This window comes from Variovorax sp. PCZ-1 (genome assembly GCF_018413605.1).
Classification (GTDB): Bacteria; Pseudomonadota; Gammaproteobacteria; order Burkholderiales; family Burkholderiaceae_C; genus JANMDU01.
The window spans coordinates 107,678-124,505 of sequence record NZ_JAHCDN010000002.1; the positions used below are offsets into that span (position 1 = coordinate 107,678).

18 protein-coding genes are annotated in these 16,828 nt (G+C 54.8%); 6 read left to right on the forward strand and 12 right to left on the reverse strand.

Features of this window, described 5'->3' with window-relative positions; translation table 11 throughout:
* Positions 1-40 precede the first annotated feature (40 nt).
* The 5 genes from KIH26_RS10620 to KIH26_RS10640 form a co-directional block, all read right to left on the reverse strand.
* A complete protein-coding gene (locus KIH26_RS10620; RefSeq protein ID WP_249661159.1) occupies positions 41-2,188 on the reverse strand; it encodes a methyl-accepting chemotaxis protein in 2,148 nt (715 codons plus the stop codon).
* A 58-nt stretch (positions 2,189-2,246) separates the two neighbouring features.
* On the reverse strand, positions 2,247-2,789 hold the full coding sequence (locus tag KIH26_RS10625) for a chemotaxis protein CheW (RefSeq protein WP_213445047.1): 543 nt from the start codon (positions 2,787-2,789) through the stop codon (positions 2,247-2,249).
* A 53-nt stretch (positions 2,790-2,842) separates the two neighbouring features.
* Positions 2,843-3,208, reverse strand: a complete 366-nt coding sequence (locus KIH26_RS10630) for a response regulator (RefSeq protein WP_213445049.1) — start codon at positions 3,206-3,208, stop codon at positions 2,843-2,845.
* A 25-nt stretch (positions 3,209-3,233) separates the two neighbouring features.
* Positions 3,234-3,605, reverse strand: a complete 372-nt coding sequence (locus KIH26_RS10635; protein WP_349627866.1) for a response regulator — start codon at positions 3,603-3,605, stop codon at positions 3,234-3,236.
* Positions 3,606-3,689: 84 nt separating this feature from the next.
* The gene (locus KIH26_RS10640) at positions 3,690-3,872 is read right to left on the reverse strand and encodes a rubredoxin (protein WP_213445051.1); all 183 of its coding nucleotides are present in this window, start codon (positions 3,870-3,872) and stop codon (positions 3,690-3,692) included.
* A gap of 163 nt (positions 3,873-4,035) precedes the next feature.
* Between KIH26_RS10640 and thiD the strand changes: the two genes are divergently transcribed.
* Entirely contained in the window at positions 4,036-4,965 is a 930-nt protein-coding gene (gene thiD / locus KIH26_RS10645; RefSeq protein ID WP_213445053.1) for a bifunctional hydroxymethylpyrimidine kinase/phosphomethylpyrimidine kinase, read from the forward strand.
* A gap of 19 nt (positions 4,966-4,984) precedes the next feature.
* On the forward strand, positions 4,985-6,265 hold the full coding sequence (gene hemL / locus KIH26_RS10650) for a glutamate-1-semialdehyde 2,1-aminomutase (RefSeq protein WP_213445055.1): 1,281 nt from the start codon (positions 4,985-4,987) through the stop codon (positions 6,263-6,265).
* 78 nt (positions 6,266-6,343) lie between these two features.
* Here hemL and KIH26_RS10655 read toward each other — a convergent pair whose 3' ends face one another.
* The 7 genes from KIH26_RS10655 to KIH26_RS10685 form a co-directional block, all read right to left on the reverse strand.
* On the reverse strand, positions 6,344-6,901 hold the full coding sequence (locus KIH26_RS10655) for an NUDIX hydrolase (protein ID WP_213445057.1): 558 nt from the start codon (positions 6,899-6,901) through the stop codon (positions 6,344-6,346).
* Positions 6,902-6,984: 83 nt separating this feature from the next.
* Positions 6,985-8,085, reverse strand: coding sequence for a TRAP transporter substrate-binding protein (locus tag KIH26_RS10660; protein ID WP_213445059.1), 1,101 nt, complete (start codon positions 8,083-8,085; stop codon positions 6,985-6,987).
* A gap of 95 nt (positions 8,086-8,180) precedes the next feature.
* A complete protein-coding gene (locus KIH26_RS10665) occupies positions 8,181-9,515 on the reverse strand; it encodes a TRAP transporter large permease (protein WP_213445061.1) in 1,335 nt (444 codons plus the stop codon).
* A complete protein-coding gene (locus tag KIH26_RS10670; RefSeq protein ID WP_213445063.1) occupies positions 9,512-10,009 on the reverse strand; it encodes a TRAP transporter small permease in 498 nt (165 codons plus the stop codon). Before KIH26_RS10670 ends, KIH26_RS10665 begins: the two co-directional genes overlap by 4 nt.
* Before the next feature lie 100 nt (positions 10,010-10,109).
* Positions 10,110-10,805: a fumarylacetoacetate hydrolase family protein gene (locus tag KIH26_RS10675; protein ID WP_213445065.1), complete on the reverse strand. Its 696-nt coding sequence runs from the start codon at positions 10,803-10,805 to the stop codon at positions 10,110-10,112.
* Positions 10,802-11,857, reverse strand: a complete 1,056-nt coding sequence (gene gtdA / locus KIH26_RS10680) for a gentisate 1,2-dioxygenase (protein WP_213445067.1) — start codon at positions 11,855-11,857, stop codon at positions 10,802-10,804. Before gtdA ends, KIH26_RS10675 begins: the two co-directional genes overlap by 4 nt.
* A gap of 11 nt (positions 11,858-11,868) precedes the next feature.
* Positions 11,869-13,071, reverse strand: a complete 1,203-nt coding sequence (locus tag KIH26_RS10685; protein ID WP_249661160.1) for a 3-hydroxybenzoate 6-monooxygenase — start codon at positions 13,069-13,071, stop codon at positions 11,869-11,871.
* 117 nt (positions 13,072-13,188) lie between these two features.
* Between KIH26_RS10685 and KIH26_RS10690 the strand changes: the two genes are divergently transcribed.
* From KIH26_RS10690 to earP, 4 genes are all read left to right on the forward strand, one after another.
* Positions 13,189-13,620 carry a MarR family winged helix-turn-helix transcriptional regulator gene (locus tag KIH26_RS10690; RefSeq protein ID WP_213445069.1) on the forward strand — a complete coding sequence of 144 codons (432 nt, stop codon included), beginning with the start codon at positions 13,189-13,191 and terminating at the stop codon, positions 13,618-13,620.
* Positions 13,621-13,629: 9 nt separating this feature from the next.
* Positions 13,630-14,166 (forward strand): hypothetical protein, encoded by a 537-nt coding sequence (locus tag KIH26_RS10695; RefSeq protein WP_249661161.1) that lies wholly within the window; start codon positions 13,630-13,632, stop codon positions 14,164-14,166.
* Between the two features lie 109 nt (positions 14,167-14,275).
* Complete coding sequence (gene miaB / locus KIH26_RS10700) at positions 14,276-15,646, forward strand: tRNA (N6-isopentenyl adenosine(37)-C2)-methylthiotransferase MiaB (protein WP_213445071.1); 1,371 nt, start codon at positions 14,276-14,278, stop codon at positions 15,644-15,646.
* 15 nt (positions 15,647-15,661) lie between these two features.
* A complete protein-coding gene (gene earP, locus KIH26_RS10705; RefSeq protein WP_213445073.1) occupies positions 15,662-16,759 on the forward strand; it encodes an elongation factor P maturation arginine rhamnosyltransferase EarP in 1,098 nt (365 codons plus the stop codon).
* The last annotated feature ends 69 nt before the right edge of the window (positions 16,760-16,828 follow it).

Here is a 16,828-nt window from a genome sequence, read left to right on the forward strand (position 1 = left end):
TCCACTGGGTTTAGCCGTCAATGGCTAGAACCCAGGGCGATCAGCCAATCTTGAATCGCGACACCGACTGACGCAATTCTTCAGCCACTCGGGACAGGTCTCGTACCTGTTGCACCGTGGAGCGTGTACCTTCACCAGTTTGCTCGGTCACCGCGAAAATATGCTGGATGTTACCGGCCACAACGTTGGCCGAATCAGCTTCACGGGAGGCAGATTTGGAAATCTCCTCAATCAGTTCGGCGAGGCGGCGAGACACGGAGTCAATCTGCACCAGTGCTGTACCGGCGTTATCAGAGAGCTTGGCTCCTTCCACCACACCCTGCGTCGAGCGTTCCATAGCGGCCACAGCATCTTGTGTGTCGGTCTGAATGGCTTTCACGAGTGCAGAAATCTGCTTGGTAGCTTCTGCGGAGCGCTCAGCGAGTCGCTGCACCTCCTCCGCCACCACTGAGAAGCCTCGTCCGGCTTCACCGGCGGAGGCCGCTTGGATAGCAGCGTTCAGAGCCAACACGTTCGTCTGCTCGGTAATGTCTGAAATCAGCTCGGTGATCTCACCAATCTCCTGAGACGATTCGCCCAGTCGTTTAATACGTTTAGAAGTATCCTGAATCTGGTCACGGATAGCGTTCATACCGCCGATCGCGTTTTGCACGGCCTGCAAGCCGGATTCCGCAGCTGACAGCGACTGACGCGCCACCTGAGCAGACTCTTGCGCTTGGCCAGACACTTCGTTGATTCGGCCTGCCATCTCGAGTACCGACTGACCGGTTTCACGAATCTCGCGCAGCTGCTCGGTTGAGGCGGCTAGCAGTTCGGTTGAGGTGCTTTCCACCACAGCTGTGGTTTGCAAATCACCTTCAGCGACGGATTGCAGTTCGTTCATCAAACGCAAAATAGCGGCCTGGTTCGCGTCGTTAATACGCTTAGCTTCTTGCTCTTGGCCCTCAGCCAAAAGGCGTTGTTGTTCAGCAATGGCTTGACCCTTACGGCTTTCACCCAGTTGCACGCGCGCCAAGCCAAGACCGGCCAGCACTGCCAGCAGACCCATCAAGCCCAAAACGATCAAAGGAGCGATACCCAGACCCGTTTGGCCCGACAAACGAGCCTGCAAATCTTCGAGTTGCTTACGCAGTGGCTCAGAATCACTCACGATCGCGGACTGCGCCTCACGTGCAGACACCAAGCCTTGCAAGTTACCCAAAATCGCACCAGCTTGGCCGCGTGTTTCTTCATACTGTTTGAGCAGGGCTTCCAAACGCTCGCGGGTTTGTGGATCTTTAGCTGCAGCCAAACGCAACTCTGGGCTGCCTTCGAGCAAGCCTTGGGCAATTTCCTTGAAGGAGTTCAAGTCTTTACCGAGCAAGAACACAGCCTCGGGGCTCACGCCTTCCATGGTCAAGAATTCGTTGGCGGATTTACCGATTCGCTGCGTCAACATCACCAGCTGACCCGATGCAGAAATCTCAGCAGCAGGCGCATTTTGCTGAAGTTTGAGGGAGGAAACAGTTTCTGCAACTTCCAAAAGATCAGAAGATTGACGGTTGATGGTGCGCAAAGCGCTACCGACCTGAGTCAAGATCTTTTGCTGATCCAGCACGGTTTTGGCATTTTTCTCAGCGCGGTCCACCAGAGGGATGGCTTTTTCTACATCCTCTGCGACACCAGGAGCCACTTGTGTGAGGCGAAGTTCGGTATCACCATCTTTGAGGCCACGCACGTTTTTAGCCAATGCTGCTGAACTTTCTGCCACCTCGGAGAAGGCTTGGGGCGAGCCCACCAGAGCTTGAGATACGGATTTCGCTAAGCGCTGTGATTGCATGAGTGATTGACCCGAGGCACCCACTTGGCGAGAAACGTTTTCCGCCTGCGCCAATGCAAAGAACATCACAGCCAAGAAGACCACCAGCGCCACGATCAGCATCACGGTCAAGATGCGTCGATGCTCGGCGGGGGCTCGCGAACCGAGCACAGGCAAGCTCACGGCATCGCCAGCAAGCGATTCGCTGCGCAAATGGGCTTCGGCCAAGATGCTGTTGTCGTCTTGGGCTTGCGCCATATTGGCTCCGCCCCCGCCTTGTTCCACCGCATAGATTTCTTCGGCTGTGAGACCAGCATTTGTGAGTATGGATTGCTCAGCAGATGGTTGGCCACGTTTGAATAGGCTGGAAATACGTTGTGCTACTGACATGGTGATGGCCTCAAAGTGATTCTAGGCTTAGGAAAAAAAGGATGGCATGATTCAAAACTCAGGCAGTGAGCGTTGCAATACCGAGGAATTCGTTGGAGCCGGCGAGCTGCTGCAAATCCAGCTCAATCCAAGATTGGCCGGTTTTGTCAACATACTGCGCAGACATGAATGCAGGTGAGCCTTCAGGTGCGCTATCGCGCGAGACGAAATCTGCTACGCCGCGCAAGCCGCCCAATCGGTCAATCAAAATTGCACAATTGACCTCCAAGGCGCTGTTCAGTGCAATCAAACGCGCCTGCTCGCGGATACTGCCGTCAAAGGTGCGCATCAAATGTGTGCCTGAGATGAAGCTGGCCAGATCGACAATGCCGTAAAGTCCGCCGCGCAAGTTGGCCACACCCATGAACCAGTCTTGGGTGTAAGGTACTTTTTGCACGCTGGTGACAGGGAAAATCTCGCCAGATTGCGCCAAGGGTAGTAAAAAACGCCGACCTGTGAGCTCCACGGCCAGCCAGCCCGCAGCGACACCTTCGGCACGTGCTTGCTGCAGCCTAGCAGCCAAACGCGTTTGCAGTTCTCGCAATGCTTGCCGATTTGCCATGAGGGGGTGTCTTCCTGGGGATTTTTGTGTGAGTAATAGGCGTCTGAGAGAACTTAGCCGAGCGCCTTGATTTTGGCCATGAGCTCGTTGGCATCGACTGGTTTGGTGATGTAGTCTCGCGCGCCTTGGCGCATTCCCCAAACGCGATCGGTCTCTAGATTTTTACTGGTGCACATGATGATGGGCACATCGGAGAACATCGGGTCACGAGAGATGGCGCGGGTGAGTTGGAAGCCATTTTGACCAGGCATCACCACATCCATCAAGATCAGTTCAGGCTTGTCTTCGGCGAGCTTTTTGAAGGCATCGTCTGCATTTTCAGCACTGCGCACAGCAAAGCCGTTTTTGGTCAACAGCTCTGTCAAATACATGATTTCGGTTTTGGAATCGTCAACGATGAGAACTTTGGTGATCGGCATAGCAGGCCTTAAGAGTCAATATGAGTTAGTGCTTTCCAAATTGCTGCACGGTCTGCAGCAGTTGGTCTTTGGTGAAGGGTTTGGTCAGATATTCTTCGCTGCCCACCATGCGTCCACGCGCTTTGTCAAAAACGCCATCCTTGGAAGACAGCATGATGATGGGAGTGCTGGCGAAATGGGCACTGCGCTTGATGATGGCGCATGTTTGATAACCATCCAAGCGAGGCATTAGGATGTCGCAAAAAATCAAGTGGGGTGAAAAATCATTGACTTTGGCAAGCGCGTCAAAGCCATCTTCCGCAAGCATTACTTCATGGCCGCCTTGCTTGAGGAAAATCTCCGCACTACGACGGATGGTGTTGCTGTCGTCTATAACCAGCACCTTGAATGTGCTCACACAGATCTCCTGTTGTTGGAATAGATGAACTTAAAAAATGGGTGTCTCATGACGTTACTGCGCGTTACTGCTCAGTAGATTAACTTAAATTTGAACCATTTCAAAGTCTTCTTTGCGTGCACCGCATTCTGGGCATGTCCAGTTCATGGGTACATCAGCCCATGCCGTGCCGGGCGAGATGCCGTGATCGGCAGCGCCAGCAGTTTCATCGTAGATCCAGCCGCAAATCAGGCACATCCAAGTTTTGTTTGGCTTTGTCTCAGTCATGCTCCCACGAGTCTTTCTTTAAAATCACAATAGAATCAGCTTTTAGAGTGTTGCATTGTATCTACACGGCGGCAATGCAGAGACAAAGCCGAGACTGTGCCGATAGATGGCAAGCTCCGATGCCTAGCTGGTCGTCGGTGTATTTATTTTGTGAAGTGATCGCATGTCATCTCCCCCTTTATCCGACCTTTCTCCCCCCGATGTGGAGGAGGGTGACGATTCCCCGATTTGTGTGATGAGCTTCAATGTGGCGGATGCCAGCGGTGCGGGCGGTTTGTCTGCTGACCAAATCGCCATCACCGCCTCTGGCGGGCATGCACTGCCCGTGACCACCGGCATTTTGGTACGTGATACTTCGACAGTTTTTGACCTGATTGAACTGGATGCCGATGCTGTAGAAGAGCAGGCACGCACCATTTTGGAAGATATGGATGTGGAGGTTTTCAAGGTCGGCTTCGTCGGATCCCCTGAGTCTTTGGCTGTCGTGGCGGAAATTACCGCCGATTACGAAGAAATCCCCGTGATTACCCAGGTGACCCCACTTTCGTGGTGGGAACGCGACAAAATCGAGGCATATCTGGATGCATTAACAGAGTTGATCCTGCCGCAGACCAGTGTCTTGGTGGGTAATTACGATGTTTTATGGCGCTGGCTGTTGCCTGAATGGAGCAGCGAGAAACGCCCAGGTGCGCGCGATATCGCTGCTGCTGCGGCGCAGCATGGCGTGCCTTATGTGGTGATCACGAGTGCCAATGTGCAGGTGGAAAGCACTGAAACGATAGCCGCTTCGCCCGAATCCGTGGTGACCACTGTTTCACTGGATCGCTACGAGGCCAATTTTGTAGGCGCGGGCGATACTTTCTCCGCCACACTGGCCACCTTGCTGGCCAGTGGTGACGAACTGGCAGAAGCTGTGCGTGAAGCCAGTATTTATGTGAACCGCAGCCTGCTCGCTGCCTTCCAGCCCGGCATGGGCGCAGCGATTCCAGATCGTATGTTTTGGGCACAAGTGGAAGGCGAGGATGAGGAGGACGTCGAAGGCGAACCAGAACAAGATGTACTCGGCATCCCGCCCACGGCAACACGGCATTAATTTTGTGATTTGAGTATTTATGGATTTGAACCAAAGCCTTTTCGAGCGCGCCCAAAAAACCATCCCAGGCGGTGTGAATTCTCCTGTGCGCGCATTCCGTGCGGTGGGCGGCACGCCCCGCTTTGTAAAACGTGCTCAAGGCGCGTATTTCTGGGATGCCAATGGCAAGCGCCATATTGATTACATTGGCTCTTGGGGCCCGATGATCTTGGGGCATGGCCACCCAGCCGTCGTCGAAGCTGTGCAAAAAGCCTTGATGGATGGTTTTTCGTTTGGCGCGCCCACCGAGCGTGAGGTCGAGCTCGCTGAAGAAATTTTGCGTCTCATGCCTAGTATGGAGATGGTGCGCCTCGTGTCTTCGGGGACAGAAGCTGGCATGAGCGCGATTCGCCTTGCTCGTGGTGCGACAGGTCGCAGCAAGATCATTAAGTTTGAAGGCTGCTACCACGGCCATGCCGATGCCCTGCTCGTGAAAGCAGGCTCAGGCTTGGCAACCTTCGGCAATCCCACCAGCGCTGGTGTGCCACCGGAAGTTGTGCAACACACCCTCGTGCTCGAATTCAACAATGTCGCGCAACTCGAAGAAGCTTTTGCGCTGCACGGCAACGATATCGCTTGCCTGATGATCGAAGCGATTGCTGGCAACATGAACTTCATTCGCTCCAGCGCTGAATTCGCCAAGAAATGCCGCGAGCTCTGCACCAAGCACGGCGCGTTGCTCGCCTTTGATGAAGTGATGACAGGCTTTCGCGTTGGGCTTGGTGGCGCGCAGCAGGTGCTGGGCATCAAGCCAGATATGACGGTGCTGGGAAAAGTCATCGGCGGCGGCATGCCCTTGGCTGCATTTGGCGCAAGCAAAGAAGTGATGAGCAAGCTCTCTCCGCTCGGCCCGGTGTATCAAGCGGGCACATTGAGCGGTAACCCAATAGCCACCGCTTGCGGCTTGGCCACTTTGAAAGAAATCCAAAAGCCTGGCTTTTATGAAACGCTTGGGGCACGCACACGCGCCCTCGTGCAAGGCATGGGCGAGGCCGCGAAAGCCGCCGGTGTGCCTTACAGCGCAGACAGCGAAGGCGGTATGTTTGGCTTCTTCTTGCAGCCGCAGCTTGCGCAGAACTACAGCCAGGCCGTGCAAACGGACAACGCATTATTTTCTAAATTCTTCCACGGCATGCTCGATCGCGGCATCTATTTCGCACCAGCTTTGTATGAAGCTGGCTTCGTCAGCAGCGCGCACAGTGAAGCTGATTTGCAAGAGACGTTTGCAGCGGCGCGAGAGGTGTTTTCTACGCTTTTTTGATGCCTTTTAGGTGTTTTGCCGGCGTCTAGACTGCGCGAAGTGCTATCAAATTTATAGTATGATAAGCGTTTGAGGAATTCAAATATCGAAGTGATGAAACGTGGGCTCGCCTGTGGGTGGTGAAGCGAAGAAGCGTTGTAAGGTTTCTTTGACAGTGCGAAACGCGAGATCCTCCCACGGAATGTCGGCTTCTGAAATCAGACGCGTGGCCATCGTTTCGTGGCCAGGGTTGAATTCTTTGGATTGCAGCTGGGCAGTGTAGAAAAAATGCACTTGGCCCACACGCTCGACATTGATGAGCGTGAACAAGCTACCTAGCTGGATGTTCGCGCCAGCTTCTTCATGCGTCTCACGTAGCGCGCCTTGTGCAGTGGTCTCTTGCAACTCCATGAAACCGGCGGGGAGGGTCCAGAAGCCTTTGCGGGGTTCGATGTTGCGTTGACAGAGCAGGACTTTGAGTTCGCCGCCTTCGATGATCCACGGGATCGTACCAACAACGTTGAGCGGGTTTTCGTAATGGATCGTGTTGCAGGCGGGGCAAACGGCTCTGAGTTTGGTGTCGCCATCATCAGGTGTGCGCTGATGGGTGGCCGTGCCACAGTTGCGGCAGTGTTTGACGGGGGCGCGGGTGAACATTCAAACAGTTTAGCCGTTCACGAATAGCCCACAAAAAAGCCCTGATGCTTATCGCATCAGGGCTGGCAACAAGCGATCAGAGCTTAGGCTTTTTTCGCTGGCGCTTTTGCAGCGGGTGCTTTAGGCGCAGGAGCTGCAGCCACATTGGTGTGCTTCTCGATCAGGCCACGTGCTTGTTCAAGCAGCTTGTAACCATTGAAACCGCGTTTGTTCATGTCTTCCACCCACTCGACTTCCACCAAACGCGAAGCGCGACGGAATTGTTGAGCTTCGGCGATATCGATCGTGAAGATGGTGTTGCCGGGGCGATCGCTGGCACTCTTGCGGCCGATGGGGTCGTTGCCCGACTGCGTTTTGCCCAGCCAGCCCGAGGTGTTGATACCGGAGTTGTCATCGATGATGCGCTTCAGTTCTGGAGGCAGACTGTTGTATTTGTTGCGGTTCATGCCCATCACGAAGGTGGTGGTGTAGAGCGCGCCGCCTTTGGGGTCAAATTCAGCGTGGAATTTGGTGAGCTCGTGCACTTTCACGGAGGGCACGACTTCCCAGGGAATCACTGCGCCATTGATCGTGCCTTTGGAGAGGGCGTCGGGGATGGCTGGCAATGGCATGCCCACAGGCGTAGCGCCGAGGAAGCCCATGAGCTTGTTGACTTGGCGCGTGGGGGCGCGCATTTTGAGGCCTTTGAGATCGGCCACGGTTTTGATTTGCTTGTCCACCGTGTGGATCACACCGGGGCCGTGCACTTGCAAGGCAAGCGGTACGATTTCCTTGAATTCGTCAACGGCAACTGTCTGCACATACTCCCAATAAGCCTTGGAAGTGGCTTCGGCATTGCTCATCATGAAGGGAAGCTCAAACACTTCCACGCGTGGGAAGCGGCCTGCGGTGTTGCCGGGCAAAGTCCAGGTGATGTCGGCCACGCCATCGCGTGCCTGATCGTAAAGCTGCACGGGTGTGCCGCCGAGTTGCATGGCAGGGTAGCCTTCAAACTTGATACGGCCGCCAGAATCTTTCTCGACCTTCTCCATCCACGCTTTGTGCATGGTGAGCCACACATTGGATTGCGGGGCCATGAAGGTGTGAAACTTCAAGGTGACTTGGGCTTGTGCGAAGCTGGAATAGCCAGCGCCGCCCAGGGCTGCAGCGACGCCAGTTTTGATCAGGCTACGACGTTGAATCATGAAAAACTCCTTGAAAATAATGGATCAGATAATAAGTCATCGTATTAATTTTGGTTGAGCGGGCTTACCCTGAGGAAAGCCGCGGAACTTAGCTTCTAAGTTTGCACAAAGCGCAGCGCCCACAATGAAATCATGGGGAATGCGAGCACCAAGAGGGCGCGGATCGTGTCAGCGGCCAAGAAGGGCAGAACACCGCGATAGCTCTCAGCAATCGGCACGGCATCGCCTTTGTTTTTGGTCATGCTGTTGACAACGTAGACATTCAGGCCGACTGGTGGCGCCAGCATGCCAAAGCCTACTGTCATGAGCACCATCACGCCAAACCAGATGGCGGTGTATTCTTTGCTCATACCGAAATCCAAGCCCATGATCATGGGGAAGAAGATGGGGATGGTGAGCAAGATCATCGAGAGCTCATCCATCACCGCGCCGAGCACCACGTAAAACAACATGATGCAAGCCACCACCATCACGGGTGATAAGCCCCAGCTGCCAACGACTTCTGCGAGTTGACCAGGCACTTGCGTGAGCGCGAGGGCGGCGTTCATGATGTCTGCGCCTAGGAAGATGAGGAAGATCATGGCCGAGCTTTCTGCAGTGGCGTAGAAGCAGTTTTTAAACTTCGTCCAGTTCATCTCACGTTTGAGCAGAGATGCGACAAAGGTACAGAATGCGCCGACCGCTGCGCCTTCGGTAGGTGTGAACAGGCCGCCATAAATACCGCCAAAGACGATGACGAAGATCACAGCAATCGGCAAAATACCTGCAAGTGCCTCACTCATCTTCTGCTTTGCAATCACATCTTTCTCAGGAGCGTGACCGGGCACGAAGCGCACATACAGCGCAATCGCAATCATGTACATCAACATCGCCAAAATGCCAGGCACCATCGCAGCCATGAAGAGCTTGGCGATGTTTTGCTCGGTAAGAATCGCGTAGATCACGAGCGGCACCGAGGGCGGAATCAGAATACCCAGCGTGCCGCCAGCGGCCAGTGTGCCAGTGGTTAAGCGACCGGAGTAGCCATGCTTGCGCATTTCGTCGTAGGCCACATTGGTGATCGTGGCTGCTGTGGCCACCGATGATCCGCAGATTGCGCCAAAGGCTGCGCAGGCAAACACGGCTGCCATGGCGAGCCCGCCTTTGAAGCGCCCCATCACGCCGGCTGCGAAAGCGAAGAGTGCTTTACTGATACCGCCTTGCGTGGCGAAGTGGCCCATGAGGATGAACAAAGGAATGACAGATAAATCGTAGCTCGCAAAGCGCGCATAGGCTTGTGAATTGAGAAAGCTGGCCAAAGGCGCCCAGCCGCGTTGCATCAGATAGCCTGTAACACCGGCAACAAACATGGCAATCGCAATCGGCACGCGCAGCGCCATGAGAGCGAGCATTGCGCCAAAAATCAACAGAGCAAGTTGTAGGCCGCTCATACTGCCAGCTCCGGGTTAGATTCCGCTTCTTCTTTAGCGAAGCCTTGAACAGCTTGTGTGAAAGCAATCACGGCCGTGAGCGCGAGGCCGGGCACGATGGCGCTATACACGATCCACTCAGGAAAACCGAGCATCATGGTGCCGGAGTTGGAATTGAAAGCGCTGATGCCGCCCAGCGTGGTGCGCCAGGCGAGCACGGCCATCACGATGCCCAATATCAAAGCTCCTGCGCGATCTAGAAAACCTACAGTTGCTTCGCCAGCCTTCGCGGTGAAGAAATCCACAATGATGTTGCCGCGCTTGTATTGACACCAAGGCATGAACAGGCCGACTGCCGCGCCGCAGGCCGCGCCCGACAATTCAAAATCGCCTGTGATGGCTTTGCCTATCGTGTCGCGCCCGATCACACTGGTGACGGTCATCAAGGTGATGAAGACCATCAGCAAGCCGGCCACGATGGCGCAGAATTTGGCTAATTGCCCGAGTAATTTCATGCAAGCTCTCCAGAGAATTTCATGAGATAGATACTATATTTTTGATAGCACTTTGCGCAGATTCTATGCCGGCAAAGTGCTGTTTTTGCTTATAAAACGCTCAAGAAACGGAGACTTTGAGATCTGGCAGGCCTGCGACTGTGCCGACCATCAGATCTCCGCTCACCACCGCACCCACGCCCTCGGGCGTACCGGTATAAATCAAATCGCCAGGTTGCAGCTCCCAAGCAGCAGAAAGATATTCAATCGTTTCAGCCACATTCCAGATCAGCTTGGCCACTGTGCTCTTTTGGCGATGCGCGTCATTGACCGTGACGGCCAATTCAGCGTTGTTGATATCACCCGCTTGCGCTGCGGGTACGATGGGGCCAATCGGTGCTGAATGGTCAAAGCCTTTGCCGATGCACCAAGGACGGCCTTGCTTTTTCATATCGCTTTGCAAATCGCGGCGCGTCATGTCCAAACCTACGGCATAGCCGAAGATGTGCTTGGCTGCGTCTGCGGCTTTGATGTCTTTGCCACCTGTGCCAATCGCCACCACGAGCTCGATTTCGTGATGGAAATTCTTCGTGAGGCTGGGGTAGGGGATGCTGCCGGTTTCGCCGGCGTTGACGACCACGATGGCATTGCTGGGTTTCAAAAAGAAGAATGGTGGCTCACGGCCTGTGAAACCCATTTCCTTGGCGTGATCTTCGTAATTGCGACCCACACAATAGACGCGATTCACAGGAAATCTCTCGGCACGGCCCTGCACGGGGACGCTCACCACGGCGGGAGGATTGAACACATAGCTCATGAAACTAACCTTTCTTCTTTGTGAATGCCCAAGGCTTGTTGAATTGGGCGGTCGGAGTAACTGAAGAGTACGCAGCCCTCTTGCGAGAGCAAGCGCAGAGTGTGCCACGAGGGCACGACGAAATGATCACGCTTTGAGAACTCAAACGTATAGCTGCCATGATGCGATTCGATAAGCGCTTGGCCTGAACCTTCGACAACACTGAACACCGCGCCATCGGTTTGGCGATAAGGCGAGCCTTTGAAACCTGGTGGCAGCAGCTGCATGAAGGTCTGCATCGTGGGCATGGGCGAGCCGCCGGTGAGCGGATTCGTGTAGCGCAGCTTGAAGCCATCCCATGCATCCATCTTTTCGCTGCGCTCCAGCGTGTGCAGAGCCTCGCGGGTGCGGGCATACGGGTAGCTGAAGATGGGGCTGGTGTTGCCAAACGGAGAGTCTCCACGCACGGGCGCCATGTTGTGGCCGTAGGCGGCGAAGCTAGCGCCCTCTGGCTTGCTGATCTCTTGCGAAGAGCGGCTGTCGTTTTCTGCGAAGCCTGCATCGAAGAAGCGGATCGTGGGAATATCAAGGCCATCCAACCAGACCATCGGATCGCTTCCCTCATGGCCATGATCGTGCCAAGTCCATTTCGGTGTGATGATGAAATCGCCGGGCTGCATGGTGGTTTTTTCGCCATCCACAGCCGTATAAGCACCCGAGCCTTCCACGATGAAACGCAGTGCACTTTGCGTGTGGCGATGGCTAGGCGCGACTTCGCCGGGCAAGATCAGCTGTAAGCCCGCATACAAAGATTGCGTGATGCAGGACAAGCCCCGCAGGGCTGGGTTCTCTAAAATCAAAACGCGGCGAATCGCCTCTTCTGCAGTGATCGCCGCACCTGCGCGCATGAGGAAAGGGCGTACTTCGTCGTATTTCCAATGTGCAGGCACGCAGGGCGTTTTCGGCTGCTGAGGCACGAGTGCATGCAACACCTCCCACAGCGGCGTGAGGTTGTGCGGCGACATGTCTGCGTAGAGCTGGGCACGATCGGGGTGAGTGGTTTTGGTGAGCATGGACGCTTTCTTCAAAACAAGTTGTGAGGATCAATGCCCTCATACATCCACTTGAGGCCTGCAAAGCCTGCCGCATCTTTGCCGCCCTGGAAAATGGAATTGCGCAACTCGCGCGTGACGCCGCTGGCATGGTAAATGTCGCCATAAAAGCGAGCCGTGAGTTGAACACGCGCTGTGCGCAGATAGCGCTTCTCTTGATAAGCGAGGAAAGCCATTTCAAAATCGCCTTTGAAATGTTCAATCGCTTTGCCCAGCACCACGGCATCCTCAATCGCCTGCCCTGCGCCTTGCGCGAGGTATTGCAGCATCGGGTGTGCAGCATCGCCCAACAGCGTAGCTCGGCCTTGACTCCAGTTTTTCACGGGCTCGCGGTCACAGAGCACCCACATCTTCCAAGTGTTGATTTTGGCGAGCAGCCCGCGCACCGTGGGGTGAGCATCTGCAAAGCGCTCGGTGAGTTCGTTGTTGTCGCCAAAGGTGTCCCAGCCTTCATCGTATTTGTTGCTGTGAAAGACGGCAACGAGATTGAAGAGCTCTCCGCGGCGCAGCGGATAAGTCACCAAATGCGTTTTTTCGCCACCCCAGAGCTGTACTTCATCGCTCCACAGCTCAGGTGGTACATCCTCTCTCCTGAGCACAGCGCGATACGCAATATGCCCACTCACACGCGGCTTACCATCGCCTACGATGGTTTGGCGAATCCCACTCCAGAGGCCATCTGCGCCAATCAGCGCTGCGCCTTTGATACTCTCGCCATTCTTGAGCTGCGCGGTCACACCGTTAGCATCCTGTGCAAACGATGCCACGCCCGCATTCGTGCGCAGCGTGATGCCCGCTTGCGCACGGCAAGCATTGAGTAGCACATCATGCAAATCCTTGCGATAAATCACGCCATATGCAAAGCCGCCATAAGCGGCCCGCGCCGCATCGCCCATCTGCACGCGCACCACCTGCTCACCCGTGCGCACATCGCGCATGCCCATCGCGGGCGGGAAGTAGGCGACTTTGTTGATCTCTTCGGTCAGCCCCAAATAATCAAACATACGAAAGATATTGGGGCCTAGCTGGATACCCGCGCCGATCTCGCCAAACTCCGCCGCTTGCTCCAGCACTGAGACGGCATGCCCGCTGCGTGCCAATACAAAAGCCGCTGCCAAGCCGCCAATGCCGCCGCCTGCGATCAAGATCGGTTGTGATGCAGCAGCAAACATCATGACGAAGACTCCGGGTTGATAAGCTCACAAATTGTATGTATGCTTATTAATTCTCGTGCTGCGTGTTTACCCTAGTAATATGCATGCTTACAATCATGACTGTTATTCATTACTTCAATGGCCACCTCTTTTGACTTCTCCCAAGAACCCGGTTACCTGATCCGCCGTGCGCACCAAACCTCGATGGCAATCTTTGCTGAAGAGTTGGGGGAGTACGAGGTGACATCATTGCAGTTTGCTATTCTGCAAGCCTTGGTGGATGAGCCGGGAGCTGACCAAATCACCGTGGCGCAGCGCGTGGCGCTGGATGCTGCCACTTCTGGCTCCATCATCATGCGCCTAGAAGAGCGGGGCTGGTTACGCCGAGAAGCCTCACCATCTGACAAACGCCGCAAGCTGCTCTGGCTCACGCCTGTGGGCGAGAAGATGGCCATGGATATGAAAAAACACGCCCGCAAAGTGCAGCAGCGCCTGCTTCAGGCCTTGAGCGAGCAAGAGCGCGTGCAGCTGGTGGCCTTGCTCAAACGGGTCAGCGGCATAGAAAGTTAGAATACAGCTATGTTCCACAGCCTCTGGATGTTTACCATGAACCGCTGTTTCGTCGCTTTGCTCGGTGTGATGCTGAGTTCTTCTGTGTTGGCTCAAGGCCAACTCTCTGCACCTCTGCCGGTGGATGAAAATGTTGTGCAAACGGGTACGCCCGGTATGCGTAAATTTCCTGCGAATGCTTTGCGTGGGAAACTGAAGGTGGTGCAAGCCCCCGAAATTTTGATCGATGGCAAGCCAGAGCGACTTTCGCCCGGCTCGCGTATCCGCGATGTTCAGCAGCGCTTGGTCATGTCGGCCAGCATCACAAATCTGGAATTCGTGGTGAACTTCACCCGCAATTCCCTGGGCGAGGTGCATGAGGTGTGGATTCTGAACGAGGCCGAGGCCAAGCAAAAGATCAAGACGAACACGCCTGCGACCAACTTCAACTTTGCCTCTGATGGCAATGCCAAGAAGCAAGACGATGGCAAAACGCCTTTCAACCAGTTGCCCAGCTTTGAGCAAGTGGGTCGTCAGCAGCGCGAACAGCAACAGCCTCTGCGCTGATTTTTCACTGGCCGCCAGCGGCCAGGTGTTGACCTATTTTTCAAGCCTTTTGAGCATATCGCCGGCGTATTTATTGCGCAGAGTGCTCCTAAATTTATAGTATTTGACCATGAGCAAAAAAGTTTTTATCCGCACCTTCGGCTGCCAGATGAATGAATACGATTCCGACAAGATGGTGGATGTCCTCCATGCTGCGGATGGCTACGAGAAAACCGACAACGTGGATGAAGCCGATCTGGTGCTGTTCAACACCTGCTCAGTGCGCGAAAAAGCGCAGGAGAAAGTGTTTTCTGATCTGGGCCGCATCAAGCATCTGAAAGCCAAAGGCGTGAAGATTGGTGTGGGCGGCTGTGTGGCCAGTCAGGAAGGCGATGCGATCATCAAGCGTGCGCCTTATGTGGATGTGGTGTTTGGCCCCCAGACTTTGCACCGCTTGCCTGAGCTGCTTTCTACGCAAAGGCAAACCAACAAATCGCAAGTGGACATCAGCTTTCCAGAAATCGAAAAGTTTGATCATCTCCCGCCTGCGCGCCGCGAAGGCGTGAGCGCTTTTGTGAGCATCATGGAAGGCTGCTCTAAATACTGCAGCTATTGCGTTGTGCCCTACACACGCGGCGAAGAGATCAATCGCCCGCTCGACGATGTGCTTCTGGAAGTGGCCCAACTCGCAGGCCAAGGTGTGCGCGAGATCAATCTGCTTGGGCAAAACGTGAATGCCTATCGTGGCACGATGGGCGACACCAGCGAGATTTGCGATTTCGCCACCTTGCTCGATTACGTGAGCGATATCCCCGGCATTGAGCGCATCCGCTACACCACCAGCCACCCCAATGAATTCACACCTGCTTTGATTGAGGCGTACGCAAAGCTGCCCAAGCTCGTGAGCCATTTGCATCTGCCCGCGCAGCATGGCTCGGATGTGATCTTGGCCGCCATGAAGCGCGGCTACACCAGCCTGCAATACAAAAGCATCATCCGCAAGCTGCGCGTGATTCGCCCTGATTTGCATCTCTCCACCGATCTCATCATTGGCTTTCCGGGAGAGACAGACGCTGATCACGCCAAAACGATGAAGCTGATTGAAGACATGCAGTTTGACAACAGTTTCAGCTTCATCTACAGCCCACGCCCCGGCACGCCGGCTGCGAGTTTGCAAGACGACACGCCGCATGATGTGAAGCACAAGCGTTTACTGCAAGTGCAAAAAGCGATCAATGACAACACGCATGCTCTCTCTGATGCTTTCGTGGGCAAAACCGCACGCATCTTGGTCGAAGGGCCTTCGCCTCGATCAAGAGCAGAATCTCCTGAGCTGATGGGGCGCACGGAATGCAATCGTGTGATCAACTTTGCAGCGAGCACGCAAGCCATGACACGCCTGCCCGGACAGATCATTGATATCGCCGTGACGCAGCGCATGGGCTTTTCCTTGCGCGGTGAATTGGCGCTGACCGATGCGCCGGAATTGGCTGCCGCCTAAATCTTGCTGCATCCCATGAGTCAAACTCTGCGCTGGGATATCTTTTGCCGCGTCATTGATAACTTTGGCGATATTGGTGTGTGCTGGCGGCTCTCGTGCGCGCTTGGCTGCCGTGGGCAAGTGGTGAGGCTGTGGGTCGATGATGCATCAGCGCTGAGCTGGATGGCTCCGCAGGGATGCGTGGGCGTTGAAGTGCGATCATGGCAGCCCGAGCAGCCCATACCCAGTGATGCGCTACCTGCTGATGTGGTGATGGAGGCTTTTGGTTGCGAGATCGATCCCTCTTGGGTTGCTATGAAGAGAGTAGCACTTCGCGCAGATTCTACGCCGGCGGAAGGCCGAAAAGGCTTTAAAAATACGGTGTGGATTAATTTGGAATACCTCAGCGCTGAAAGTTATGTCGAGCGCAGCCATGGCCTACCTTCGCCGGTGATGGCTGGCGCGGCGCGCGGCATGACGAAATGGTTTTTCTACCCCGGATTCACACAGGGCACAGGCGGTTTGATCCGTGAACCCGAAGCGCTTTCTGATCAAATTGACACACCCGCCACGCAACGCATCAGCCTGTTCTGCTACGAGCCGCCAGCCCTGAGTGAGCTGATCGAGCAACTCGCCCATGACGATCAATCTACGGCGCTGATGGTGATGCCAGGGCGTGGGCAGCAGGCTTTGCAGAGAGAAATTTTAAGTAAAAATGCCCAATCGCCGGCATGGAATCTGCGCAAAGTGCTATCAATACATGAGCAACCATACATGCCGCAGCAGCACTACGATACGCTGCTCAGAAGCTGTGATTTGAACTTCGTGCGCGGTGAAGATTCTTTGGTGCGAGCGCTCTGGGCTGGCCGCGCCTTCGTCTGGCAGATTTATCCGCAAGCAGACGGCGCACATGCAGACAAGCTTGAGGCCTTTTTGGATTGGCTGAAAGCGCCTGCCGATTTACGCGAATTTCATCGGGTCTGGAATGGACTCAAGCGCGCCGCGCTGCCACGTTTTGACCTTTGTGCTTGGCAAAACTGTGTCCGAAATGCCCGAGCCGAGCTTTTGATGCAGCCCGATCTGGTAACGCAACTGCTTGATTTTGTTGAAGAAAAGAGGAGTCAGACTGTTTAGCTCACCTGTCAAACGGGTCTTTTCGGGTTAAAATCATAGGCTTTGCTGCAAACTGCAAGCAATTCTTCT